18 protein-coding genes are annotated in these 25,406 nt (G+C 60.9%); all 18 read left to right on the top strand.

Annotated elements, in window-relative coordinates; all coding sequences use genetic code 11:
- The first annotated feature begins 1 nt into the window (after nt 1).
- The gene (locus GNP00_RS08935) at nt 2-1,945 is read left to right on the top strand and encodes a hydantoinase B/oxoprolinase family protein (protein WP_011581964.1); all 1,944 of its coding nucleotides are present in this window, start codon (nt 2-4) and stop codon (nt 1,943-1,945) included.
- Between the two features lie 58 nt (nt 1,946-2,003).
- Nucleotides 2,004-4,319, top strand: a complete 2,316-nt coding sequence (locus tag GNP00_RS08930) for a molybdopterin guanine dinucleotide-containing S/N-oxide reductase (protein ID WP_011581963.1) — start codon at nt 2,004-2,006, stop codon at nt 4,317-4,319.
- Nucleotides 4,303-5,493 (top strand): NAD(P)/FAD-dependent oxidoreductase, encoded by a 1,191-nt coding sequence (locus GNP00_RS08925; RefSeq protein WP_011581962.1) that lies wholly within the window; start codon nt 4,303-4,305, stop codon nt 5,491-5,493. The genes GNP00_RS08930 and GNP00_RS08925 overlap by 17 nt, the downstream gene beginning before the upstream one ends.
- Nucleotides 5,494-5,498: 5 nt before the next feature.
- A complete protein-coding gene (locus GNP00_RS08920) occupies nt 5,499-7,043 on the top strand; it encodes a PatB family C-S lyase (protein WP_011581961.1) in 1,545 nt (514 codons plus the stop codon).
- A gap of 29 nt (nt 7,044-7,072) precedes the next feature.
- The gene (locus GNP00_RS08915) at nt 7,073-7,933 is read left to right on the top strand and encodes a sulfurtransferase (protein ID WP_166015941.1); all 861 of its coding nucleotides are present in this window, start codon (nt 7,073-7,075) and stop codon (nt 7,931-7,933) included.
- A gap of 380 nt (nt 7,934-8,313) precedes the next feature.
- Nucleotides 8,314-9,672 carry a dihydroorotase gene (locus tag GNP00_RS08910; protein WP_011581959.1) on the top strand — a complete coding sequence of 453 codons (1,359 nt, stop codon included), beginning with the start codon at nt 8,314-8,316 and terminating at the stop codon, nt 9,670-9,672.
- A gap of 76 nt (nt 9,673-9,748) precedes the next feature.
- A complete protein-coding gene (locus GNP00_RS08905; protein WP_011581958.1) occupies nt 9,749-11,017 on the top strand; it encodes a Zn-dependent hydrolase in 1,269 nt (422 codons plus the stop codon).
- Nucleotides 11,002-12,087 carry a thiohydantoin desulfurase gene (locus GNP00_RS08900; protein ID WP_011581957.1) on the top strand — a complete coding sequence of 362 codons (1,086 nt, stop codon included), beginning with the start codon at nt 11,002-11,004 and terminating at the stop codon, nt 12,085-12,087. Before GNP00_RS08905 ends, GNP00_RS08900 begins: the two co-directional genes overlap by 16 nt.
- A gap of 119 nt (nt 12,088-12,206) precedes the next feature.
- Nucleotides 12,207-13,871: a thiourocanate hydratase gene (locus tag GNP00_RS08895; RefSeq protein ID WP_011581956.1), complete on the top strand. Its 1,665-nt coding sequence runs from the start codon at nt 12,207-12,209 to the stop codon at nt 13,869-13,871.
- Between the two features lie 269 nt (nt 13,872-14,140).
- A complete protein-coding gene (locus tag GNP00_RS08890) occupies nt 14,141-15,100 on the top strand; it encodes an ABC transporter permease (protein ID WP_246259271.1) in 960 nt (319 codons plus the stop codon).
- Complete coding sequence (locus tag GNP00_RS08885; protein WP_166015939.1) at nt 15,100-15,951, top strand: ABC transporter permease; 852 nt, start codon at nt 15,100-15,102, stop codon at nt 15,949-15,951. The genes GNP00_RS08890 and GNP00_RS08885 overlap by 1 nt, the downstream gene beginning before the upstream one ends.
- Nucleotides 15,944-16,921: an ABC transporter ATP-binding protein gene (locus GNP00_RS08880; protein WP_011581953.1), complete on the top strand. Its 978-nt coding sequence runs from the start codon at nt 15,944-15,946 to the stop codon at nt 16,919-16,921. The genes GNP00_RS08885 and GNP00_RS08880 overlap by 8 nt, the downstream gene beginning before the upstream one ends.
- Nucleotides 16,914-17,858 carry an oligopeptide/dipeptide ABC transporter ATP-binding protein gene (locus GNP00_RS08875; RefSeq protein ID WP_011581952.1) on the top strand — a complete coding sequence of 315 codons (945 nt, stop codon included), beginning with the start codon at nt 16,914-16,916 and terminating at the stop codon, nt 17,856-17,858. The genes GNP00_RS08880 and GNP00_RS08875 overlap by 8 nt, the downstream gene beginning before the upstream one ends.
- A gap of 49 nt (nt 17,859-17,907) precedes the next feature.
- Complete coding sequence (locus GNP00_RS08870; protein WP_011581951.1) at nt 17,908-19,455, top strand: ABC transporter substrate-binding protein; 1,548 nt, start codon at nt 17,908-17,910, stop codon at nt 19,453-19,455.
- A 65-nt stretch (nt 19,456-19,520) separates the two neighbouring features.
- Nucleotides 19,521-21,128: an aromatic amino acid ammonia-lyase gene (locus tag GNP00_RS08865; protein ID WP_011581950.1), complete on the top strand. Its 1,608-nt coding sequence runs from the start codon at nt 19,521-19,523 to the stop codon at nt 21,126-21,128.
- The gene (locus GNP00_RS08860; RefSeq protein ID WP_011581949.1) at nt 21,115-22,371 is read left to right on the top strand and encodes an NADH:flavin oxidoreductase/NADH oxidase; all 1,257 of its coding nucleotides are present in this window, start codon (nt 21,115-21,117) and stop codon (nt 22,369-22,371) included. Before GNP00_RS08865 ends, GNP00_RS08860 begins: the two co-directional genes overlap by 14 nt.
- Before the next feature lie 24 nt (nt 22,372-22,395).
- On the top strand, nt 22,396-23,556 hold the full coding sequence (locus tag GNP00_RS08855) for a LysR family transcriptional regulator (protein WP_011581948.1): 1,161 nt from the start codon (nt 22,396-22,398) through the stop codon (nt 23,554-23,556).
- 48 nt (nt 23,557-23,604) lie between these two features.
- The gene (locus GNP00_RS08850; RefSeq protein WP_011581947.1) at nt 23,605-25,104 is read left to right on the top strand and encodes an argininosuccinate lyase; all 1,500 of its coding nucleotides are present in this window, start codon (nt 23,605-23,607) and stop codon (nt 25,102-25,104) included.
- The last annotated feature ends 302 nt before the right edge of the window (nt 25,105-25,406 follow it).

The raw sequence follows: 25,406 nt of genomic DNA, 5'->3' as shown, positions 1-25,406 counted from the left end.
AATGGATCCCGTTTTCACCGAAGTGATGAAACACCGTTTTGCAGCGATCGCCGACGAAGCGAGCAATACGGTCTATCGCACGGCGTTCACGACCTTCGTCAAGCAAACGCAGGATTACCAAATCGCGCTTGCGGCAATTGAAGGCGAATTCTTCGCCTTTCCCGTTCAATCGGGAATGATGTCGAACCTCTGCCACAACATTCGGCCGGTCATCGACATGTTCGGCATCGAAAATCTCAAACCGGGCGACGTGATCTTCACCAACGATCCCTTTACCGGGAACGGCCTCGTCACCCACATGATGGATATCCATCTGATCCGGCCGATCTTCTACAAGGACAAGCTCGTCTGCTTTTCCTGGTCGTTCATCCACGCGTCCGACGTCGGCGGATCCGTGCCGGGCAGTATCTCTCCAACGAACTCCGAGATCTTCCAGGAGGGCCTGCGCATCGCTCCAACCTTCCTCTACCGGGAGGGCAAACTAAACAAGGAGCTGTGGAGGATTTTCGAGGACAACACGCGTATCCCGGACCTCATCTGGGGCGATATCGAGGCCATGGTGGCGGGCCATCTGCAGCTGGAGCAGCGCGTCACCGAGCTTTGCAATCGCCTCGGTCTGGAAAAGCTCAATCAAGGAATCAACGACGTCCTAAAGCTGTCGGAGATCAGGGCGCGCGAAATCATCGGCGCCATGACCGACGGCGTCTATGAGTTTCACGACTATCTGGAATCCTATTTCCCCAACGAAGTCATCTTCGTAAACATCAAGATGACGGTGAAGGGCGACGAACTCGAAATAGACTACGAGGGAAGCGATCCGCAATTGCCGCTGGCGATGAATCTCGTTGCGGGCGATGCCAAGGCGCACCCCTTCCTCTGCCATCCGCTCGTCAACTACATCATCACTGCGGCGGACGACATTCCACGCACGGGCGCCATGCTGCGGTCCGTGACCATCAAGGCGCCTAAGGGCACGCTTTGCAATGCCGAATTCCCGGCAGCGGGCGGAAACCGCATGGTGTCGGTCAGCCGCTTCTACGATGTGCTTCTCGGATGCATGAACCAGGCGGTTCCAGGCGGCCTGGTCTCGGCGGGCTATGGTATCGCGGGTATCATCGTCGCCTCTTCGCTCGATCCGAAGACGGGTAAGCGACATGTCAGCACGGTCGAGCCATTCATGGGTGGGGGTGGCGGTCGCTGCAATGGCGACGGCATGGATGCCGTCGACGTGCCGCGTGGCGCTTTGCGAAGCGCGCCGATCGAAACGGTCGAGATCGAGCAGCCCTTCGTCATTCGCCGGTTCGGCGTTGAGAACGATACGCAGGGTGCCGGCAAGTATAGAGGCGGAGGCGCGGCGGTCCTGACGATCGAGAACCGGGGGCCTTCCACCATGGTTACGGTTCGCGGTTTGGACCGCTTCGAATTCCAGCCCTGGGGCTTCGGCGGCGGAAAGTGCGGCCAGAGCGGCTCCGTCATCCTGAATCCGAAGACGGCTGCGGAAAAGGATATCGGAAAGGTCACCGTCCTTGAGCTGGTTCCCGGTGACATTCTTCACATGGTCACGCCGACCGGCGGCGGCTTCGGCGACCCGCTCGATCGTGACGTGGCCATGGTCCTCAAAGACGTGCAGCAGGAATTCGTCTCGGCGGAACGGGCTCGCAGCGATTACGGCGTCGTCGTGGAAGGCGGAGCTGTCAACCTGGCGGCGACGGAGAGCTTGCGCTTGCAGATGAAGAAGGGTCTGCGCGACGACACGTATGCTTATGGAACGAAACGCGTTGAAATCGAAAAGGTATGGGACTCCAAGGCCCGGATCGCCCTTGCCAACGCGGTTTCCCATGTTCCGGCAACATTGCGTCACAAGGCCAAGACCGATCTCGCCAAGAAGGTGGAGGCCTTGGGTCAGCCGATTACGGCCGCGCTTGTGAACAGCGTCGCCGCTTGAGCTTTTTGGCTCCGTCTGACGAGGCGGAGCCAAAATTGCCTATAGCCGGGGTATTACCATGGGTCAGGCGCAGAAGATTCTGCACAGCAGTCACTGGGGGATATTCTTCGCGGTCGTCGAGAACGGCCGGATCGTGGATATCGAACCCTTCAAAGGCGATCCTGCGCCGTCTCCATTGCTGGCTTCGATCCCGGAGTGGACGAATGCCGAAACCCGGGTTCTCCGGCCCATGGTTCGCGAGGGCTGGCTGCGCGCCCACGACGCCGGGCGGCCGCAGGACAACCGCGACCGGCGCGGCAAGGACGAATTCATCGAGGTGTCATGGCCCCAAGCCATTGAATTGATCGCATCCGAGATCAACCGTGTGAGGACGGAACTCGGAAATTCCTCGATTTTTGCCGGCTCTTACGGTTGGACGAGTGCCGGGCGGTTCCACCACGCGGCCTCCCAGATCAAGCGGCTGCTGAATCTCGTCGGCGGTTATACCGGCCACGTGGACACCTACAGCATTGCTGCAGGGCCCGTCCTGCTGCGCTTCGTACTCGGCAACGATTTTGCCTCGGGCGGACGCGGCACGACTCTCGATACCGTCGTGGAGAATACCCAAACCCTACTGGTGTTCGGTGCGCTCTCTCCGCGCACTGCGCAGAACGAGGCGGGTGGCGTTGCCAAGCATAAGCTGGAAGGCTATCTGCGCCAGATCGCGGATCGGGGAATACGGGTGATCCTGATTTCCCCTTGCCGCGACGACGTGCCGGAATTCCTGAACGCCGAGTGGTGGCCGATCCGGCCTGGGACCGATGCGGCACTTCTGCTGGCGCTGACGCGGGAGTTGGTTCGCTCCGGCCGTGCCGATCTCGACTTCCTCAACCGTTATTGCAGCGGCTCGGAGCGGTTCCTGTCCTATCTGGCCGGCGAAACCGACGGACAGGAGAAGACGGCCGAATGGGCCGAAGCGATCACCGGCATTCCCGGCGCGGCCATTCGCGGCTTGGCCCCTACGATTGCCGACACCCGGACGATGATTACCCTCAGCTGGGCCCTGCAGCGTGCCGACCATGGTGAGCAGCCTTATTGGGCGGCCATTGCTCTTGCCGCGGCAGCGGGGCAGATCGGCCTGCCAGGCGGTGGTTTCGGTTTCGGTTTTGGATCGGTTTCCGGGAACGGTTCTCCCTATGGGGTCATTCAGGCACCGGCGCTGCCTCAGTTGAAGAATCCGATCAGGAGCTTCATTCCTGTCGCGCGGATCGCCGACATGCTTCTCAACCCGGGCCAGCCTTTCGATTACTCGGGCGCAAGCTACACCTATCCCGATGCACGCCTGATTTATTGGGCAGGCGGAAATCCGTTCCACCACCATCAGGATCTGAACAGGCTCGATCGGGCGTGGGCGATTCCAGAAACCGTCATCGTACAGGATCCGGTGCGAACGGCGACGGTGGACCGGGCCGATATCGTGCTGCCAGCCTGCACGACGCTGGAGCGATGTGATATCGGCGCCAGCCGCAGGTCCGACTATATCGTGGCCATGAAGAAGGTGGTCGATCCGATCGGCGAGGCACGTTCGGACTATGCGATCGTCTCGGAGATCGCGCGCGCGCTCGGCGTCGAAGCACAGTTCACCGAAGGCCGGGACGAAATGGGCTGGCTGCGCCATCTCTACGAGAACAGCAGGACGGATGCAGCTGAGCGGCTTAATTGGGACATGCCCGCTTTCGACGAGTTCTGGACGCGGGGATGGGTTCAGGTTCCGATGCTTTCCAAGCAGGTCTATCTCGCGGATTTTCGCCAGGATCCCGAAAAGCATCCGCTGGGCACCGGTACCGGACGCATTATCCTTTCGAGCGAAACTCTCGAAACTCATGGTTATGATGACTTCCTGCCGTATCCGGCCTGGATCCCGCCTCGGCCTGAAGTGGGCCAAGGACCTTTGTACCTTCTGACACCTCAGCCCCAGGGGCGGCTCCATAGCCAGCTCGACGGCGGCGTTGCGAGCCTTGCGGAAAAGACGGACGGCCTGGAGCGGCTGCGCATCAATACCACCGATGCGCGCGCGCTGGGGATCGAGAGTGGCGTGACTGTCCTGATCAGAAACGATCGCGGCCGCTGTCTGGCCGCGGCCGATGTGTCCGACGACGTCATGCCGGGTGTGGTGTGCCTGCCCACGGGATCGCGGCTTCAATTCGCCGCCGACGGTTCGGATCTGGAAATTTCGGGCAATCCCAACGTGCTGACGGCGGACATACCCGCCTCCAGCTTCAGCCAGGGCTGTGCCGCCCAAAGCTGCCGCGTTTGGGTGGAGCGCTGGAAGGCGCCTGAACATTCAGGGCTCGAAACGGGCCAAAGGGGGTCGAAGCATGAAAACGAGACATAAGGCCGACGTAGCTATTATCGGCGGAGGTATCATCGGCCTGGCCATCGCTTACGAGCTCAAGATGAGAGGCTGTTCGCCGGTCGTTCTTGAACGGGGCATCATAGGAGCGGAGGCTTCCAGCCGGAACGGCGGTGGCGTTCGGGCGCAAGGCCGCCTTCTGCCGGAGATCCCCGTGGCCATGAAGGCGATCGAAATGTGGCAGGATCTGCATGTGCGTCTCGGCCATCCTACCGGTTATGGGCAGACAGGACATGTCTACATCGCGGAAAGCCAGGCAGATCTCGACATGCTGAACCGCAAGCGCGATCGCGAAATGGCGGTCGGCTTGAAGTCCGAGATGATCGGCCCGGACCGGCTGCTGGAGCTTGCTCCCGGCCTGGAACATGGGTATTTCGGCGCGAAATTCTGCCCCACCGATGGTGCTGCCGACCCCTCCCAGGCGACGCTTGCATTTGCCCGCGCCTATGAAAAGCTGGGGGGCATTATCCTCGACAATGAGCGGGTTCTTGCCATCGGCACCCGGAACCGCCGAGTGACCCATGTGGAAACGGAGGCGAGCATCGTGGAGGCGCCGGCCGTCGTGCTAGCCGCCGGAACCTGGTCCCCGGTGATCGCCCAGACCATCGATCTCTATCTCCCAGTCTATCCCCGCCGCAACAACATGTCGTTCACGGTACCGTTGCCGCTGCAGACGACGGTCTTTACCCAAAGCGCTTCGCTCAACATGGCGATCCGCCAGATGCCGGATGGAACCGTCATGCTCGCATCCGGCGCCGGTCAGCCGGAGGGCAAGACCGCCTTTACCTATCGCAAGGATTATCACGGGCTTGCGCCCGGCGAGACGCCTCGGCCGGCCAAGGCGGACGAGATGTTTCCGGCCGTCCGGGCCGCCCCGATTGCGGGGCGCTGGGCGGGAATTACGGAAAACACGCCTGACAAGATGCCGATCGTCGACCTGATAGATGAGAAGCAGGGTGGAGCGGACGGCTTCTATGTGGCGACCGGCTTCAGCGGACACGGTTTTTGCCTTGGTCCGCTGATCGGCAGGGAGATGGCCGAATGGATTGTGAACGGCCATACGACGATCGACCTTTCGCCCTTTGCCTTCGAGCGCTTCACCAAAGGCAACAGCCCCTGGGACCTCATTAATCACCAGCTGCAGGAAGTGGGATGATGGATATGCCGGATAGCAAAATCGGGATAGTCGAAAAGATCGCCCTCCTCAGTGAGGCAGATTTCAACGCCATCCTAAGGCAAGCCGGTAAACCCGTTGCGGTGTTATTCGGTGCGGCATGGTCGTCGTCGTTCCGCGAGATGCGTCAACGGCTAGGAGAGGTTGCGGACGCTTTGGGAAACTCGGTCAGGATTGCCGCGGTCGACACCGACGAAAACCCCGATCTGACCAAGAGGCTGCGTCTCCGCTCGCTGCCGACAACGGCGCTTTTAGTCGACGGAGTGGAGATCGCCCGTAACGCATCGCCCATGAGCGTTCCGGAGGCGGCAGCATGGATCAGGTCCAAACTGGCCAGCCCTGCTGGGGCGCACAACGCCGAAGAGCATTTCTTCCTGGCGCCAGATTTTCTGCGCAGCCGCGGAAACGTCAAGTGGACGCAGTATGGGCAAGATGTGCTTCCGGCTTTCGTGGCCGAAATGGATTTCGCGATTGCGCCGCCCATCCAGGCCGCCATCAAGCGGATCGTGGAAAACGAGGACTACGGTTACCCGAAGAGAAAGGGCTTCGACCGCCCCGAACACTCGATCTCGCAGGCCTTCGCGGATCGAATGGCGCGGCTGTATGGCTGGAAGATAAACCGAGACGACGTGCAGCCGCTCGCGGATCTCGTACAGGCGACCTATGCGACCATTCAGGCGTTTTCCGACGAAGGTGATGGGGTTCTGCTCCAGACTCCGGCCTATCCGCCGTTTTATGAAGCCATCAAGGATACGAGACGCGTCTTGCTTTCCGTTCCGATGGTCAGCACGGGAACGCGTTTCGAATTCGATTTTGCCAGCCTCGAGGCACAGGCGGGCAAAGCGCGGATGATTGCCCTCTGCAATCCCCACAATCCCGTGGGGCGGGTTTTGACCCGGGAAGAGCTTACGGAGATAGGGCGCATCGCGATCGCCCATAATCTTGTCATCGTTTCCGACGAGATTCATTCCGAACTGATCTACGACGGCGAAAGCCATACGCCGATCGCCTCCATCAGCCCGCAGATCGCAGCGCGGACCGTGACGATCAACTCGCCCACCAAAGCTTTCAACATTCCGGGACTGCGCTGCGCCGTCATGCATTTCGGCTCTTCCGAGCTTCGCGACCGTTTCCTCCGGCGTGTGCCGAAGAAGACATTGGGCCAGGTCAGCGTTATCGGCATCGAGGCCGCGGTGGCCGCATGGCGGGACGGCGACGCTTGGCTCGAGAAGACCGTGGCACACCTGAAGAGGATGCGCGATCTCTGCGCGCGGCAGATCGCCGAGACGATGCCAAAGATAAAATTCATAAAGCCGGAAGCCACCTATCTTGCCTGGCTCGACTGCTCGGCACTCGGCTTGAACAAGCCTGCCGCAGCCTTCTTCGCGGAGCATGCGAAGGTGGGACTAAGCGCGGGAGAGACCTTCGACCCCGAGGCGCACCAGTTCGTCCGGCTGAACTTCGCCGCGTCGGAGCCGGTGCTGCGGGACATTTTGGGTCGCATGGCCGGCGCCGCCGCAAAGCTCGGATAAGGCAGCCGGAGCAAAACAGGGAGGCTGGAATGTCAACAAATCAGAAAGCGCCGCCGGTCGTTTCGGCAGAGTGGCTGCTCGCCCATCTTAACGACGCCGATGTGCAGGTCATCGACGGGACGACGTTCACGCCGGGAACGGGACAGGACGCGCCCACCGCCCATCGGGAGAGACGGATTCCGGGGGCGATCTTCTTCGACATAGACCGGATCTGCGATCCGCGGCCCGGACCTCCGAAAAGGATGCTTCCCGGCCCCGAACTTTTCGCAAGTTTCATGGGCGAACTCGGCCTGCGGGATGACGCGCATCTGGTGGCCTATGACGTCCATGGACTTTATAGCGCTGCCCGGATCTGGTGGATGTTGCGCATATACGGACACGAACGCATCTCCGTCTTGGACGGCGGCCTGCCGGCCTGGACTGCCGCGGGCGGCGCGACCGAATCCGGCGAGCCGAAACGCCTTCCGCCGACCCAGTGGCCGGTGCGTCCTCGCGGCGGCTTGGTTCGCGACTGGCGCCAGATCCTCGACAATATCGATAGCCGGCAGGAAACCGTTGTCGATGTCCGGCCGGCAGAGATGTTCAACGGAGATACCTCCGCCATCTATCCCGGTGTGCGAAGCGGGCATATACCTGGCTCCGTCAATGTCTCGCAGCGCGATCTCCGGTTCGAGAACGGAAAATTCCGGAGTATCCAGGACATGAGTGCCATCATTGCTGCGGCAGGCGTCGATCCCGACGGGCCGATGGTGGCAAGCTGTGGATCGGGCGTCACCGCCTGCGTTTTGTCCCTGGCTATGGAAATCATTCGGGGAGAACCTATTCCGGTATATGACGGTTCGTGGGAGGAATGGGGCAGCAGGCCTGATTTACCCGTCGAGATAAACTGACGTACGGTCATTGGCGGTTTGCCGAAAGCTGCCGTTTGTGCAGCAACTGAGTGCGGCAATACGGGGCCGGAAGCAGCCATTCCGCTTTCGGCTTCAGCGGAGCATTGCCGACTTACGACGCGCATTCGAGAATTGTAATTGACGATTTCAGCTGTGTCGTCGCGCCGGATCATTTTGTGGTCTCGGCCCGGTCCTGAGACAGAGGCAGTACGGACACGCCAATCTTTAGTCCCTGCCAAGTAGAACAGGCACATCTCACCCATTGGAACGGACAGCACGTGTTCGGCTATTGGGATTTCCCTCCGCGATATCTGTCGGCCTAGGGTGGCCGGAAATCAACCTTCCACCCATGCCTGCCGATCTGGGAGCGAAAGCCATAAATGTCCGACTTTGATCTCGTGCTGTCCGGCAGGGTCGTATTGCCTGATGTGGTTGTTGAGAACGGTTACGTAGCGGTTCGCGACGGTAGGGTGGAGCATGTCGGTAAAGGCGATGCGCCATCGGCGCGGGAGCGACACGTTCTTGGTAATGCCCTGATCCTGCCCGGTGCGATCGACGCTCAGGTGCATTCCCTGAGCCAGAAGCATCAGGAGGATTTCATCTGGTCCACCCGCTCCGCAGCCGCGGGCGGCGTCACCACCATTGTCGATATGCCATATGATGAGGGCAATCTGGTCTGTTCCGCCGCGGCCGTTCGCAAGAAGGTCGATCATGCGAGCTCGCAGGCGCGCGTGGACTTCGCCCTATACGGCACGATCGATCCGATGGAGGGCCCGGCACGCATCGCCGAACAGGCCGAAGCTGGTGTGGCCGCATTCAAGTTTTCCACCTTCGGCACCGATCCAGTGCGCTTTCCGCGCATTTCCCCCGCCTTGCTTGAGGAGTGTTTTGTTGCGGTCGCCAAGACCGGTCTGACCGCCGGCGTCCACAACGAAGACGACGAGATGGTGCACCACGCCATGGCCAGGGTGAAGGCTGCGGGCATTTCCGATTATCGCGCCCATGCAATGAGCCGGCCGCCGTTAACCGAGCTTCTTGCCACCCTTCAGATCTACGAGATCGGCGCGCAGACGGGATGCCCCGCTCATGTGGTCCATTGTTCGCTGTCCCGTGGATACGAGATCGCCCGCAGCTATCGCGATCAGGGCTACGCCGCCACCATTGAGGCCTGCATCCATTATCTGACGCTGGACGAGGACAATGACGTCAAGCGTCTTGGCGGCAAGGCCAAGATCAATCCGCCGCTCCGGCCCCGCGCCGAGGTCGAAAAGCTCTGGGAACATGTGCGCCGGGGCAACGTCACCCTCGTCTCCACCGATCATGTGAGCTGGTCGGAAAACCGCAAGAACAATTCGGACATGCTGGCCAATTCATCGGGTGTTCCCGGCCTCGAAGTTATGGTGCCGCTTTTCGTCAAGGGCGCGCTGGCGCGCGACATTCCCCTGACCTGGGCCGCGAAGCTCATGGCCGAGAGCCCGGCGAGGCACTTCCGGATCGATCATGCCAAGGGAGCGCTGACCGCCGGGCGCGATGCCGATATTACCGTGCTGTTCCCGAGACCCAAGATCTATGACGCTGCCGAAAGCGGCCACAACGTCGTCGGCTGGTCTCCCTATAACGGCATCGAACTGCCCTGGACCGTTGGTCTGACCTATCTGCGTGGGCGGCAGGTCTTCGACGGCACCGAAACGGCGGCCCCCGGTACTGGCCGGTTCGTGCGCCCCGAGGCGCGCCACTGATGCCGCGTTTCGCGCCTGCCTTTGCTCGCGCTCCTGGCCTCTCGCTCTTCGTAACGGGGCCGGAGGGCATGCCGGCATGATCCCGAATTCCCCCATTCGCCCCGGTCGGATCAGCGCCGACATTGACGCGCTTGCGGCCATCACGGAGCCCGGCCGTCCCTGGACGCGGCGTGCCTTTACCCCAATGTTTTTGGAAGGCCGCGCCTGGCTCGAACGAGCTATGCAAGCCGCCGGTGCGGTGACGGCGATCGATGCTGCAGGTAACCTTGTCGGCACCATTCCCGGCCGCCGCCCGGAGCTTGGCACAATCATGCTGGGAAGCCACTCCGACACTGTGCCCGAAGGCGGACGCTACGACGGCATCGCCGGCGTGGTCGCCGCAATGGAAGTGGCGCGTGCCCTGGCTGATCAGGGCATAGGAATCGACCATACGCTGCAGGTGGTGGACTTTCTCGCCGAGGAAGTCTCCATTTTCGGCGTTTCCTGCATTGGCAGCCGCGGCATGAGCGGCACGCGGCCGCAAGAATGGCTGGACCGCCAAAGCGAGGGCCTTTCCCTTCGCGAAGGCATCGGCCAGGTAGGGGGCTGCGCGGACCAAGAGGCGGTGCGGACCGACATCAAGGCCTTCCTTGAACTCCATATCGAGCAGGGCCCGGTGCTTGAGGCCCAGCAACTTGATATTGGCATCGTAACGGCCATAGCCGGCATCACGCGGATCGAGATCATCGTCAAAGGCCGCGCCGACCATGCCGGCACCACGCCGATGTCCTTACGGAAGGATGCGCTGAACACTTCCGCTCTGATCACCCTCAAGGTGGAGGAACTTGCCAGGGCCTTGGCTGCCGGCGATGCCCATTTTGCGGCGACCGTCGGGGAATTCGACATGGAGCCGAATGCCGGAAATGTCGTGCCGTCCCGCGTACGAATGCTGGTTGATGCCCGGGCCGAACGGCGGGAAGACATGGAGCGCTTCCTCACCGAATTGCAGCGGGACGTTGATATCATTTCCAAGCGCACCGGCGTGCCGGTGGAGCCTTTGAGCGTCGTATCCGACAACTTGCCGACGCCCTGCGATCGCTGGCTGCAGAATGTGCTCGACGCGGCCTGTGAACGCGTCGGCGCAGCGCGTAGGCGCATGGCATCGGGGGCAGGCCACGATACAGCCTGGATGGCCCGCGTCACCAGGGCGGCAATGCTCTTCATCCCGTGTCGCGATGGCCGCAGCCACGCGCCGGACGAAGCCACGACAGCCGAAGAAATCGCGTTGGGCGCAGCGGTCCTGCTGGACGCCGTGATAGCCCTCGACAAGGCCCTACAAGAGGAAGACCAATGGGACGCATCCTAACCGAAAAAGACGTCGAAGCGGCCGTCAAGGGCGGCTCCGTTTACGCCGCAGGCGGGGGCGGTTGGGCCGACCATGGGCGCCAGCTCGGTTATGCAGCCGTCAGTGTCGGCAGGCCGGAGCTGGTCAGCGTGGAGGAACTCGGGCCTGACGAGTGGATCGCCACCGCAGCAGCCATCGGCGCTCCGGCCTCCACCACGCCCTGGGAAATGCGCGGCGTCGACTATATCAGGGCCGTGCAATTGCTTCAGGAGGCATTAGGCGAAAAGCTCAGCGGGCTCATCGTGGGCCAGAATGGCAAGTCATCGACCCTCAATGGCTGGCTGCCTTCCGCGGTGCTCGGCACCAAGGTCGTCGATGCCGTCGGCGATATCCGTGCCCATCCGACCGGAGACATGGGATCGATCGGCATGGCGGGTTCGCCGGAGCAGATGATCCAGACGGCCGTGGGTGGCAACCGGGCCGAAGATCGCTACATCGAGCTTGTGACGCGCGGCGCTACGGCTAAGGTGTCACCCATTCTGCGCACGGCTGCTGACCAATCGGGCGGCTTCATCGCCTCCTGCCGCAACCCGTTGCGGGCCTCCTATGTCAAGCGGCACGCGGCGCTTGGGGGCATCTCCCTTGCGCTCGAACTGGGCGAGGCGATCATCGCCGCGGAAGGCAAAGGCGGTACGGCCGTAATCGAGACCATCGCTCGAACGACCAAGGGGACCATTTTGTGCGAAGGCAGGATCGCCAAGAAGGACGTCGTCTATACGAAGGACGCCTTTGACATCGGCACCGTTACGCTCGCCGGGGGCGAAGTTCTGCACGTCATGAATGAATATATGGCCGTGGATGGCCGTGATGGCGTACGCACCGCCACCTTCCCGGATGTCATAACCACCTTGTCGGAAGATGCGGAGCCGTTGAGTGTCGGCCAATTGCACGAAGGCATGCAGATCTTCGTACTGCACGTGCCTAAGTCAGTCATACCGCTCAGCGCCTCGGTTCTTGACCCCACCGTCTATCCCTATGTCGAGGCGCAGATGGGCATCGAACTCGCCAGATATGCCCTGGACGGGCAATAGCCCCAGTTCCGCAACAGCTTTGCAGGCCTAGGCGCCCAGCCGCGCCAACGGTCATCTGCGCAGGGACGAGGCCTCATCCCTCGGCAGTATGAGAACGAGGTCTATGGAGATTTTCCATCATGTCGACGCCAAACGCCCGTCACCCGAATTTTCCCATCCCCGGTGGGCCGGAGTTGCGCGCCAAGGGATGGCGCCAAGAAGCTTTGTTGCGCCTCCTCGAAAATGTGCTGAGCGTTGGCGAGAATCCCGATGACTTGGTCGTCTATGCCGCTCTGGGCAAGGCCGCCCGCAACTGGGCCGCACATAAGGGCATCGTGCAATCCCTGCTGAGCATGGATGAGGACCAGACCCTTGTCATCCAGTCCGGCAAGCCCATCGGCCTCCTGAAAACCCACTCCAGGGCGCCGCTGGTGATAATGGCCAATTGTAACCTCGTCGGCCAGTGGGCCAAGTCGGAAGTCTTTTATGAACTGGAGCGAAAGGGGCTGATCTGCTGGGGAGGACTTACGGCCGGCGCCTGGCAATATATCGGCTCGCAGGGGGTGATTCAGGGCACCTACGAAATCTTCATGCGGATTGCCGAAAGCCGTTTTGGCGGTTCGCTCGCCGGACGCTTTATTCTCACCGCGGGCCTTGGTGGTATGGGTGGCGCCCAGCCTCTGGCGGGGCGCATGGCCGGTGCCGCTATTCTCTGCGTCGATGTAGATGCCGAGCGCTGCAGGAAGCGCCAGCAAATCGGCTATCTCGAAGAGATTGCTCCTGACCTGGATACGGCTTTGTCCATGATCGACCGGGCGGTGAAGGAGCGGCGCGCTACCTCCATCGGGCTTGTCGGCAACGCGGCCGAAATTTATCCGGAGATCGCGCGCCGTGCTATCGTGCCGGACATCGTCACCGACCAGACGGCCGCCCATGATCTTGTCTATGGATACGTACCCAGGGGTATGTCGCTTGACGACGTAAAGCGCTTGCGCGTGGACGGACAAGCCCAACTGATGGCCGCAAGCCGCGCATCCATGGTCGATCAGGTGCGGGCCATGCTCGATTTCCAGAAAGCCGGCGCCGAAGTATTCGATAACGGCAATCTCATCCGCACCCATGCCAGGGATGGCGGCGTGGAAAACGCGTTCGACATCAAAATCTTCACCGAGGCCTATCTGCGGCCGCTTTTCGCACGGGGAATTGGTCCGTTTCGCTGGGTGGCGCTGTCGGGCGATCCTGAGGACATCCGCAAGATCGACGACAAATTGCTGGAGATGTTTGCGGATAACAAGATCATCACCAACTGGATCGGCCTGGCGCGCCGGTATGTGCCCTTTGAAGGGCTGCCGGCGCGCATCGCCTGGCTTGGCCATGGCGAGCGCACCGCGCTGGGACGGGCCGTCAATGCCATGGTGGCTGAGGGTGTGCTCGCTGGGCCGGTGGCCTTCAGTCGCGATCACCTCGATGCCGGCGCCATGGCCCATCCCAATATTATGACCGAGCGGATGAAGGATGGCTCCGACGCCGTCGCCGATTGGCCGCTGCTGAATGCCATGCTGCTCTGTTCCTCCATGGCGGATCTGGTCGTCGTCCATTCGGGCGGGGGCGGCTATGCCGGTTACATGACCTCGGCCGGCGTGACGATCGTCGCTGATGGAACGCCGGAGGCCGATGAACGGCTGGAGCATGCGTTGACCAACGATACCGCATTGGGCGTGATGCGGTATGCCGATGCGGGATATGACGAAAGCCACGAAGAAATAGTGGCCAAAGGAATCCACCATATCGCCCTATCGGAATAGCTGACGGCATATAGCCGCAGGCGGACGCCGCGCCCGGATTATTTTCCTCAATCCGGCAATTTCGAGAGCACTGTGGAAATCGGCGGGCGCGGTCGGGTGCAAATTTGTGCCAACGCGCCCGGATTGCACGTTAGCCAATATATCATGTACGGAACTTGGGATATGGGAACCCATTTGGCGGCGGAATAGCATCATTTCGAGAGCATGGCCGCTCAAGCTCTCCCACAACTGTTGTACGGCCGCAAAGAAGCAATTTCCGCTTGCGGAGAATGCGGGACGCGATGATGAGAGATTTCTTGGGCAAAATAGTCACAGCGATTGCCGCTGTGCTGGCAGCAATGCTGCTGATTTTCCTATTGATGAGTGTTGTCCCTGGCGATCCTGCTTCAACGTTACTTGGTCCTCAGGCATCTCCAGAGTTCGTTCGGCAGTATATCCAGCAGATGGGGCTCGATCAGCCCGTCCATGTTCGTCTCATCCGCTTTTTTGAGAATCTTCTAACCGGAAATCTCGGAACGGATGTCGTCTCGGGCAGGCCCGTATGGGACATCATCGTTGAAGCGGTACCTAATACGATGTTGCTGGCCGTGTCCTCTATGGCATTGGCTTGTATCATCGGCATTCCCCTGGGCGTTTTTGGCGTGATGACCAAATCCCCCACGATCGATGCGGTGATTACCTCGCTGTCGATCGTTTTTGTCTCCATGCCGAGTTTCATCGTGGGCATCGCGCTGCTGGTCATCTTCTCCAGTTGGCTGAACTGGCTGCCAGTTCTAGGCGCATCCGCCGATGCAAGTTTGCTGGACAAGTTCCGTGCCATGATCCTGCCGACGACCGCCTTGGCCATAGGCTGGATCGGCATTATCGGCCGGCTGGTACGCAGTTCGATGCTGGAGGCGCTGTCCCAGAACTATGTCCGGACCGCCCGCGCCTACGGTCTGAGAAAGTCGCTGGTATTCTACAAATACGCGCTTCGAAACGCGATCATCCCCACAATAACCGTCGTCGGCATGGGCTTTGCCCGGCTGATCGGCGGTGCGGTTCTGGTTGAAGTGCTATTTGCCCGCCAGGGCCTGGGCACCGTCATCTACGACGCGTTGATATCGAGAAACTTTTCGGTTCTTCAAGGGAGCATTTTTGTCGTCGTGGTCCTGTTCGTCTTCATCAACTTCATAACCGAATATGTCTTCCGGATCGCCGATCCCCGGTTCAGCAAGGATGCCGCCTGATGCAGCGTCTGACCAGGTTCGCTGGGAAGATCGGGACTTCGGGCACCTTCGGCTTCGCCGGAGTAGCGATCCTGCTTCTGACGGCTATCATATCGCCGGCCTTCACGCCCCACGATCCGAATGCGATCGATGTGCTCCACCGCATGGCGCTCCCATCCTGGGAGCATTGGTTCGGCACCGATCATCTGGGTCGCGACCTTTTGAGCCGCCACATGGTAGGGACTTCCGTGGCGATGGCGGTGGCACTGGGAGCGGCGTTCATCGCCTTGACCGGAGGAACCATTCTCGGGCTCCTGGCCGCCTATATGTCCGGCTATGTCGAGCGGGCGATATTGATCGCCTTCGATGCCATCGCCTCCTATCCCAGCGTCATCCTCGCCCTCGCCGCCGTGGCCGTTCTGGGCTCCTCGATGGTTACGATCTCGGCTGTGATTGGCTTTGCGCTGATCCCACACTTCGGGCGCGTTGCCCGCGCCCAAACCCTAGCGATACGCCGCGTGCCTTTTGTCGAGGCGGAGATCGTGGTCGGCGCATCGGAGGCGCGGATCCTGATGCACCACATCCTGCCCAATATTGCAGGCCCGCTGATCGTGCTCGCTTCCTTGGATATTCCTATCATCATCGCGATCGAGGCCGGCATGTCCTTCCTGGGCCTGGGCATCCGCCCGCCAAGCGCCAGTTGGGGCGTGCTGCTCCAGGACGGCTATCAAAACCTGTCGGAGTCCATGTCTCCGGTTCTGATCTCGTGTGGAGTGCTGGCCGTCGCCACCCTGGCATTCACCTTGTTGGGCGAGACCTTGCGTAAGCTGGGAGACCCGCGCGCAGTAAGTAATAGTGCCCGATATGCATAATCCGTTGCTGTCGATAAAGGACGTGCGCCTCAGCGTACGCGGGAACGGGGAGCACGAGATTCTCTGCGGCGTGGATCTGAATCTCCCCAGGGGGAAAATCCTGGGACTTGTAGGGGAATCCGGTTCCGGCAAATCCAGCCTGGCCAACTGCATCACCGGCCTTGTTGCCGACACTTTGGCAATCGAGGGCAGCATCAAGGTCGATGGCGTTGAACTGCTGCCAATAGATGAAGAGCGTATGCGCTTGATGCTTGGCGACCAGATCGCCATGATCTTTCAGGACCCGCTGACCAGCCTTAATCCCGTCCTTACGATCGGCGTACAGCTTCGCGATGTGGCGCGGCGGCGATATCCTGACATGCCGGAGAAGGCGATCACCGACATGATCGTCGAGGCTTTGTCCAAGGTCGGGCTGCCCGATCCGGTCCAGAAGCTGACGGCCTATCCCGGCCAGTTTTCAGGGGGCATGAGGCAGCGAGTCGTCATCGCGATGGCCTTACTGGTCAAGCCCAGCCTGCTGATCGCGGACGAGCCCACCACGGCGCTGGACGCGACGATTGAAGCTCAGGTCGTCCAGCTTCTCGCCGATTTGAGATCCGAGTTTACCGGGTCCATCATTTTCATCTCTCATCATTTGGGCGTTGTGTCACAGCTCTGTGACGATGTTTGCGTGATGTATGCCGGGAGCATCGTCGAATATGGCCCCAAGCGCGACGTGCTGTTTAATTCCACCCATCCCTATACCCAGGCGCTGATCGCTTGCGAGGTCGATGACGCGCCCGAGGGGACTCCGCTGAAATTCATTCCGGGTGCGGCCCCGCGTATCGACGATGCCAAGGAGGGCTGCCGCTTTGCGCCGCGATGCAGTTTTTGTGTCGAGGCCTGCCGTACGGCCCTGCCGCCATTGCTGGAAGTCGCCCCGGGCCATTTCACGCGCTGCATCCGGGCGGAGGAGATTCGCAATGGCTGATGATGTCGTGAGCATCGAAGGCGCGTCCGTCTTGTTTAACAGGCGGGTGCATGCGCTTGACGACGTTTCGTTGCGGCTCAAGCAGGGTGACAATGTGGGGGTCGTCGGAGAGTCCGGATCGGGTAAGACCACGCTCAGCCGGCTCGTCATCGGCTTGACCAGGCCGACATCCGGTCGGGTGAGCGTGCTAGGTCAGGACCTGAGTTCAAGCAGGATTCCACGCGAATTCCGCAAGCGGGCGCAATTCCTGATGCAGGATGCCGTCGCCGCGCTGTCGCCACGCAAGACCGTCGCGGCCCTTTTGACCGAGCCCGCCAAGATATTCCGCATGGACCGTGGCGAGTTCGATACGCGGCTGGACCTGCTGCTTGAGCGGTTGAAGCTCACGCCGGCGCTCCTCGACCGATATCCGCACCAGCTTTCGGGCGGCCAAGCCAGGCGCGTGGGTGTTGCCCGCGCGCTGCTGCTGGAACCCGAACTTCTGATTGCGGACGAGCCGACTGCGGGCCTGGATGTCTCGGTGCAGGGCGAAATGCTCAATCTGCTCCAGGAACTGCGCGCGTCGCTGAACCTGACCTTCATGATGGTCAGTCACAACCTGCATGTGGTCCGGCGCGTCACCAACCGCACCGTCATCATGTATCTGGGCCAGGTGGTAGAGGACGCTCCTACCCGTCGGCTGTTCTCCCGCCCGGCCCATCCCTATACCGCCGCGCTGTTCTCCGCGAATCCGATGCTGAGCCCGGACGTGACCTCGCCGCCAATACTGTTGGCCGGTGAAATACCGAGCAATGTCAACGTGCCGAAGGGGTGCCGCTTCGCGTCGCGTTGCCCGGTCGCCCAGCCTGTCTGTTCCGAGCGACCGCCCCAGCTGGGGGCGATCGACCAGGAGCACGCGGTTCGATGCCATTTTCCATTTTCGCTGTCCGCCCAATAGGTCTGGGACAACGCCAGCGGACAGCCAAAGCGAGGGACAGGAGAAACTAATGGGACCAAAGCTTTCACGCAGGCATTTCGTAGGAGGAGCGGCCGCACTTTCCGCGCTTGCTCCGCTTGGCATCGTGCCGGCCTTTTCGCAGGAGCATCAGTCGTTCATCGCGCGCGTCGATCGTGACGTTGAAAATCTCGATCCGGCATTCCGCACCAGCCTAACCGACTCCAATGTCATCAGGGTGGTCTATCAGCGCCTCATCGACTACAACGTGGGCGCCTATGGCTGGCAGCTGGACGCTGCCGAAGCGATCGAGCAAAAGTCTGATCTGGAAATCACCTTTAGGCTCAAGCAGGGCATCATGTTCACCGGCGGCTATGGTGAAATGACCGCCGACGACGTGAAGTTCTCCTTGGAGCGCTTTGCTTTCCCTGACGCCGAGGGGCGCGTTTCGAGCTACCGCCAGGATTGGGCCGATCTCAAAGAGGTGGTGGTCCACGATAAATATTCCGGCAGCATCATTTTCGAAAGGCCTGCCCCCAACATCTGGCAATCGGCCTTGCCGCATGCGTCTGGCGCAATCGTATCGCGCAAGGCGGTGGAAAAATTCGGTGCCCAGTTCGGCCGCAACCCAGTGGGCTCGGGACGTTATGAGGTCGTTTCGTTCAGCGCCCAGGACGGCGTGGTCCTCAAGCGCAATCCGCTTTTCCTGGATACGCCGGGCGAATTCGAGAGCTTTACCGTCAGGTTCATATCGAACGTCAAGACGGCCCAGCTTGCCGTCGAGGCCGGTGAAATTGACTTCACTCAGGTTCCCCTGACCACCGTGCCGGAGCTCGAGCGCTCGGGTCGGGTTGCGGTAAGCGTCATCCCCACGCAGAAGTTCATCTGGCTCGGTCTTAATACGGAGTCGCCCAAGCTGGCCGATATCAAGGTCCGGCAAGCCATTCGCGCGGCAGTGAATATCGACGAGGTGCTGCTGGGAGCCTATCAGGGTAAGGCGCCGCGTCTCAACACTCTGCTTCCCGCTGGCCTTGCCGGCCACTGGGCTGAGGCGCCCGTCTACACTCAGGATCTCCAGCAAGCACAGGCATTGCTCGCCGAAGCCAATGTGTCCGGTCCCTTGAAGGTCAAGCTGACGGTTTTGAACGAGCCGGTGTTCAATACCATAGCTCTCATCGTCCAGGCGCAGCTTGCTGCCGCGGGCATAGAGGTGGAAATCGATCAGCGGGAAGGCGGTAGCTTCTGGTCGGCGGGCAAGGACGAATCGGGCGAGAACATGGAGCTCTACATCACGAGCTTCAATACCTCGGTTGCCCCGGTCGCCAATACGCGCTGGTTCCTGCCCAACCAGATCGGCGACTGGAACTGGAGCCGCTGGAACAGCCCCGAATTCGAAGAACTCTACGACAGCATCAGCGTGGATTTCGATATCGATTCCCGCTCCGCGAAGTTGATCGAAATGCAGCGGCTGATGGACGAGTCGGCTGCCTTTATCTGGCTGACCAGCGATGTCGTGGCCTATGCGCATCAGACCTGGCTCGTACCCATGATTCTTCCCAATGGCGTCGACTGCCAATACGCCTATTTCAGGCGCGCCTAACAATCACTGCCACCAAGCTGCCGGGGCTTCACGTCTGAAGAGCACCGGCCAAGAACCGGATCAATATGTCGAGTTCTGACAAAGACCTAGTTCTGGGCACAGGCGCGCTGAAGCCCGAGGACGTTGCCGCGGCGGCGGCAACGTCCTGCAAGGTACTGCCAAGCCCGCAGGGCATGGAAAGGGCAGACCTCTCCAGAAGTGCCCTGGCATGGGCGGCACGCGCCGACATTCCGATCTATGGTGTGAACCGCGGCGTGGGCATGGCACGCCAGGTCAGGATAGATGACTATCGGGAATTCGCCGCTCTTGACGAAGAGGAGCGCAGCCGGCAGTTCAATCGCAATCTGCTGCTCTCCCATTGTCGGGCGATCGGCCAGCCCATTGATCGTGTGGAAGTCCGGGCGGCCATGATCGTGCGGCTCAACACGCTGCTTGCTGGTGGTTCGGGCATTAGCGCCGAGGCGATCCAGCTCTTGCTGGCGATGGTCAATAGGAGCCTTTCGCCCATTGTCCCCGGAACGGGGTCGGTGGGCGTCGGCGACCTCTCCAGCCTTTCCTATATCGGCGCCGCGATGATGGGCGTGGGGCACATCCAAATAGAGGACGGCACTGTTCTTCCCGCAGATGAGGCGCTGCGCAGGGCCAGTCTTCCCATTCTGCGTCCAGTTGGTCGAGATGCCATGGCGCTCATGTCGTCCAACGCTTTGTCTGCTGGCCAGGGGTGCCTGCTGCTGGAGGCAGCCCGGACAGTATTGGCAGCGGGCAACATTACCTATGCCATGAGCCTTGAGGCGCTGAATGGCAATGTGGCTCCGCTGCTTGAAATCGCAGGCATTACCCGGCCGTTCATGCATTATACCGACATCCTGGCGCAGCTTCGCGACATTCTCGATGGCAGCTATTTGTGGCGTCCATCCCCGGAGCGATATCTTCAGGATCCCCTGAGCTTTCGCACAGCACCGCTGATGCATGCAGTATGTGCCGAAAGCATCGATCGGCTAGGAAAAAATCTGTCGGTGCAGATCAATAGCATCGAAGACAATCCCAGCATTGTGACATGCCGGGCTGACGATGTTTCCGAGCATCTGCGCCCCTATTTCGGCGGGGGTGACGATCATCTGTTCGGTGGCGCGATACCCACCGCTTATTTCGATCCGTTGCCTTGGGTGCTCGACATACAGTCTATGGCCGTCGCCTTTGCCCATCTCTCCAATGCGTCCATGCAGCGCGCCGGTCGCCTGATCAACACGCATTTCACCAAGATTGACATGCTGGCGCGGCAGCCGACGGCAAGCGCCTTCGGCTTCGCCAAAATCTGCAATGTCCTGCAGGCTCAGATCGCGGCTTCCCTTCAGCCGCTATCCACCCTTGTTCAGCCATCCGCCGGCGATATCGAAGACGTCGGCAACCATGCGCCCACCATTGTCCGCCGCGCGGCCCAGGCCATGGACGACGTTCTGCGAATGCTGTCGGTCGAACTGGTCGTGGCCGACAGCCTGATAACCGCAAGGCGCGACGACCAGCCGGGGCTCTCACTCGGCCGCGGCTCGGCAGAGCTCCACCAATCGATACGAGATCTTCTTTCAAAATCACCCGATCCGAGGCCCGGGACCGCCATCGATCGCATCTATGATGCCCTTAAAGCCGGGAAGTTGGATAATGCGCAACACTAGCCAGGCAAGCATCGATCCTGCCACGCCCCTTCTGTTTTCTCCCCTGAGCCTTCGTTCGGTTCATCTTAAGAACCGTATCGTTGTCGCGCCAATGTGCCAGTACCGATCGGTAGCGGGCGGGCCCACCGATTGGCACCTCGTCCATTTGGGAAAGTTCGCGGTGGGCGGAGCCGGCATCGTCTTCACGGAGGAAACGGCCGTCGAGGAACGCGGACGGAAGACCTACGCCTGTGCCGGACTCTACAATGACGACCATGTGAAATCCTATCGCAGAATCACCGACTTCATCAGATCTCAAGGTGCCGTACCGGCCGTCCAACTGGGCCATGCCGGCCGCCAGGCATCGTGTCACGGGGCAGAGTTGGGATGGAAGCCTCTCACCGAGGAGGATGCCCGGGCGGGACTGCCCCCTTGGCAGGGGGTGGCGCCGAGCCCTTTCGCCTGGTGCCCCGATGCCTCCGTTCCCCATGAACTGTCGCATGCCGATATCAAGGACATGTTGGCCATATGGAAGGAGTCCACCCTCAGGGCCGTGGATTCGGGTTTCGACATCTGTGAAATCCATGGTGGCCATGGCTATTTGCTGCACCAGTTCCTGTCCCCGCTGGCCAATAAGAGAACCGACGCCTATGGCGGCGATCGCTCCGGGCGCATGCGGTTCGTGCTGGAGGTCACGGAGGCCGTCCGCTCGGCGTGGCCGGCGGACAAGCCGTTGTTTTTCCGCATGTCGGTGGTCGATGGGCGTGGCGGCCAATGGTTTGTGGAGGACAGCATTGCGCTTGCAGCCGAGCTCCGCGAAATCGGCGTGGACCTTATAGACTGCTCGTCCGGCGGTATGAATGGCGATGGCGTCTTTCCACCCGTGCCGCGCGTCCCCGAATTCCAGGTCGAATATTCCAAAGCCCTGCGGCACGGCGCCAGAATGCCGACCCTTGCCGTTGGCCTGATCACCAGCCCCCGCCGTGCCGAGGCCATTTTGCAGGCCGGCGAAGCCGATCTCATTGCCATCGCTCGCGGCGCCATATGGGACCCGAATTGGCCGGCACATGCTGCGGCCGAGCTGGGCAAGCATGAGCCATATGCGGTCTTGCCCGGCGATATGGCGTTCAGATTGCGCGATCGGGACAGCCACCGCGATAGCTATCCCTATGGCACAAAGGTAGACATTCCGCTCTCCCCGGACCGCAGCATTCCCTATTCCTGGCCGGAACGTGGAGAATACTGGCCACCGGTCAGGGAATAACTGGCAGCTCGGACACGCCGCAAGATGGACCTACCCACACTCACTATGGTGCACGCCGTCTTCGAAACAGGGTCCATACGCCATGCCGGTCGGCTGATAGACAAGTCGCCATCCACGGTCAGCGGCGCGCTTGTGCGGTTTGAGAACGCTGTCGGCATACCCATGGTGCGCCGAGAAGGCCGGGCTCTTTCCCTCACGTTGGAGGCGGAGCGCCGGGCGCCGGCCTTGGCGCTGATCGATGCCGAGGTGCGCCGGCTGTGCAGTCTGGCCTCGCAAGATGGGGTCATCCCGCCGATCGGTATCGAGGCCCTACGCCGGATAACCATCGTGGCGCACCGCGGCAGCATCCGAAAGGCGGCCAAGGTCATCGCAATGGGGCAGCCCCAGCTCACGCGGCAAATCGGTGATGTCGAGCGCCATCTGGGGCTCGAGATATTCAAGCGAAGCCGGCATGGCGTGGTGTGCACCGAAAATGGAGCCATTGTATTGGCTATCGCCGGTCGAATTCTTGATGCTTGGGACAGGCTTTCATTCGCTGCCGCCGAGCATTTTCGGCGGGCCGTATCCACGTGGAGCCTGGGCACCATCATGCCACTCGGCCACGAGAGCTTCGTGGCGGAAATGCTCGCGCGGCTCTCGGCGCGATGGGCGGACGAACGGCCGCGTCAGCCTCTTTCGATAATCGGCCTTACCGCTGATGAGCTGATGCTCGGCCTCAAATCGCGCCGCTTCGACGCGGTGCTGCTCGATCATCTCAATATTCCGCTGGAATATGAGAAAGAGGTTCTTTCCGAATCCAGGCTTTGCGTCGTCGGCAGCAATGCGGCTGCGCCGCCGCTGCCGGATTTCAAAGCCCTGTTCCGCAGCCGGAAAATAGCTTTGCTCAGCAAGAAGAGCGGCCTCAGGCAGGTCTGCGACAGGTTCATGTCGGACGTCGTCAGCAAGGACGAGTTCTACAGCCTCGACATCCTCGAGTCCGATTCCATACCGGTGATCGTCCGGCTGGTTTCGGACTACGGCTATATCACGGTGCTGCAAAGGTCGGTTGTCGGCCATCTGCCGTATGATTTGTGGCAAATGCCGATACCGGACGAATACACCCAGGCTCTGCTCCTGGCGTGGCGAAAAAACGCGCTTCCCGAGCAGGTGCGGACGTCGCTGATAAGGCATTTGCGGGGCAGGTGACCCCATGGCGTGCCGTTACCCATTCCAACTCGCCCCACAGGTAGGATCATGACTGAGAATACAGCCACCCTCATACGCACCGCTAACGGCCGGCTGACCGAGCCCATGGTCGGCGGATTGGACCGGTATGATTCACGGACGGTCGAGACCAAGCTGGAGGCGGTTCACGCATTCGACAAGGCCCATCTCGTCATGCTGGTCGAGCAAGGGCTTGTGGGGCGGCAGGACGGCGCACTTATGCTGAGCGCGCTCCGTCATATGGAAAAGGAAGGTGCCGTCGCCACCAGGATGCGCGTGGGTGGGGCGCTGCATTCGGGCGAATATTACCTGACTGAGCGGCTGGGCCCCAAACTGGGTGGCACTATCCATCTTGGCAGGAGTTCGGCCGATCTTGCCGGTGTGAGCAGGAGAATAGTTCTCAGAACGGCTGTACTTTCCATGGCAAGGCAACTGATTGACGTGCAGTTGACCATTCTCAATACAGCGCCCGACCATCTCGATTGCATCATACCTGCTTACACCCATGGACAGCCCGCGCAGCCCACCACCTATGCACATTGGCTGATGATGTGGGCAAACGTGTTTCACCGGGATACGCAGCGGCTGCTGGGCGGTCTCGACCGGCTTAACTTGTCGCCTGCCGGCGCCGCTGTGGCGACCGGCACTGACTTTGCCATCGATCGGAGCCGTGTCGCGACATTGCTCGGATTTGACGGCATCCTCGTCAATACGATGGATGCCACATTGAGCAACGACGTGTTTGCCGAATATGTGTCGATCTTTTCCTTGCTCTGCGCGAATATGGGCCGCTTGGCGGAGGATTTGCTGTTCTGGTCCACCCAGGAAGCAGGCATAGCCGTTATTCCAGACCGCTTCTGCGACACCAGTTCGATCATGTCACAGAAGAGGAATCCGAGCTTTCTGCATGAATTGCGCGCCATGGGCGCTGAAGCGGCCTCCACTTTGCTGTTGGTAAGCGGAACAGAGTTCGGAACCACCGGGCAGTCAGTGCACGCGCGAAAGACGGCAGAAAACGCCGTCTGGGCACTCGTCGGCAAAATCATCAAGCGCTTGCCACAGATGGCCGATCTCATCGCCAGCACCGAAATCGATCCACAACGCGCCATGCGCCTTACGGAAAACAGCTGGAGCCAGGCGACCGATGTCGCGAGTGCCTTGGTGCGGCATCTCGGGCTGAACTGGCGTGAAGCCCACCATGTCGTTTCGATCCTCGTTCGACTTGCGACCGAGCGGCGCCTGCCGCCCGACCAAGTGGATCTCGCTTTGTTGCGAACAGCGCTGGCAGAAGCGCAAATTGCCGCCGAGGACCTCGACGGCTTTGACATTGCCGATGCTGTCGATGTGCGCGCCTTTGTGGAGCGCAGGACGAACGAAGGAAGTCCTGCTCCCTCCGCCGTGACGAGCAGCGCCGCCTGTCTCCTGGGCATCACGACTGCGCAGCAGGCAAAGGTGGAAGCTGCGGAGCGCACCGTTGCCGAGGCGTCGAAAGCGCTCGAAAGCGCCATCGATTCGATCGTGAATGACTAAATGGATATAAAGAAGGGGAAAGGTTGAGCGAACTTCCCCCGGAGAAGTGGCCATCATCAATCCCTGATGTGGAGAGGGGGCCAGCTTGGATGTCGCTCAGCCAGCCTCTTAACACGCTGCAGAAAGGATCTGGCGCCGGCCTTGTGGTAGACATCGTGGGATTGATGCAGGACTTGCCGTGCCGCCGCTGAACAAAGAGCGTCGGCCCCTGTCCTGTCGGCCCGGTTCCGCTAGCAACATCTCCCGTTCCGAATTTAGGATATCACCGGTGTGAGGCCAATCCAGTAGTGCTGGGTCATCAT

It is taken from the genome of Chelativorans multitrophicus (assembly GCF_011317445.1).
Classification (GTDB): Bacteria; Pseudomonadota; Alphaproteobacteria; order Rhizobiales; family Rhizobiaceae; genus Chelativorans; species Chelativorans multitrophicus.
The sequence above is the reverse complement of the archived record's forward strand: the minus strand, read 5'-3'. Positions and strand labels throughout refer to the sequence as shown.

Coding starts and splice junctions, on each gene's coding strand:
- GNP00_RS08930 (WP_011581963.1), top strand. CDS start 2,004: ATGGGTCAGGCGCAGAAGATTCTGCACAGCAGTCACTGGGGGATATTC.
- GNP00_RS08885 (WP_166015939.1), top strand. CDS start 15,100: ATGCAGCGTCTGACCAGGTTCGCTGGGAAGATCGGGACTTCGGGCACC.
- GNP00_RS08870 (WP_011581951.1), top strand. CDS start 17,908: ATGGGACCAAAGCTTTCACGCAGGCATTTCGTAGGAGGAGCGGCCGCA.
- GNP00_RS08905 (WP_011581958.1), top strand. CDS start 9,749: ATGATCCCGAATTCCCCCATTCGCCCCGGTCGGATCAGCGCCGACATT.
- GNP00_RS08850 (WP_011581947.1), top strand. CDS start 23,605: ATGACTGAGAATACAGCCACCCTCATACGCACCGCTAACGGCCGGCTG.
- GNP00_RS08925 (WP_011581962.1), top strand. CDS start 4,303: ATGAAAACGAGACATAAGGCCGACGTAGCTATTATCGGCGGAGGTATC.
- GNP00_RS08890 (WP_246259271.1), top strand. CDS start 14,141: ATGCGGGACGCGATGATGAGAGATTTCTTGGGCAAAATAGTCACAGCG.
- GNP00_RS08915 (WP_166015941.1), top strand. CDS start 7,073: ATGTCAACAAATCAGAAAGCGCCGCCGGTCGTTTCGGCAGAGTGGCTG.
- GNP00_RS08875 (WP_011581952.1), top strand. CDS start 16,914: ATGGCTGATGATGTCGTGAGCATCGAAGGCGCGTCCGTCTTGTTTAAC.
- GNP00_RS08910 (WP_011581959.1), top strand. CDS start 8,314: ATGTCCGACTTTGATCTCGTGCTGTCCGGCAGGGTCGTATTGCCTGAT.
- GNP00_RS08920 (WP_011581961.1), top strand. CDS start 5,499: ATGCCGGATAGCAAAATCGGGATAGTCGAAAAGATCGCCCTCCTCAGT.
- GNP00_RS08900 (WP_011581957.1), top strand. CDS start 11,002: ATGGGACGCATCCTAACCGAAAAAGACGTCGAAGCGGCCGTCAAGGGC.
- GNP00_RS08865 (WP_011581950.1), top strand. CDS start 19,521: ATGTCGAGTTCTGACAAAGACCTAGTTCTGGGCACAGGCGCGCTGAAG.
- GNP00_RS08860 (WP_011581949.1), top strand. CDS start 21,115: ATGCGCAACACTAGCCAGGCAAGCATCGATCCTGCCACGCCCCTTCTG.
- GNP00_RS08880 (WP_011581953.1), top strand. CDS start 15,944: ATGCATAATCCGTTGCTGTCGATAAAGGACGTGCGCCTCAGCGTACGC.
- GNP00_RS08855 (WP_011581948.1), top strand. CDS start 22,396: ATGGACCTACCCACACTCACTATGGTGCACGCCGTCTTCGAAACAGGG.
- GNP00_RS08935 (WP_011581964.1), top strand. CDS start 2: ATGGATCCCGTTTTCACCGAAGTGATGAAACACCGTTTTGCAGCGATC.
- GNP00_RS08895 (WP_011581956.1), top strand. CDS start 12,207: ATGTCGACGCCAAACGCCCGTCACCCGAATTTTCCCATCCCCGGTGGG.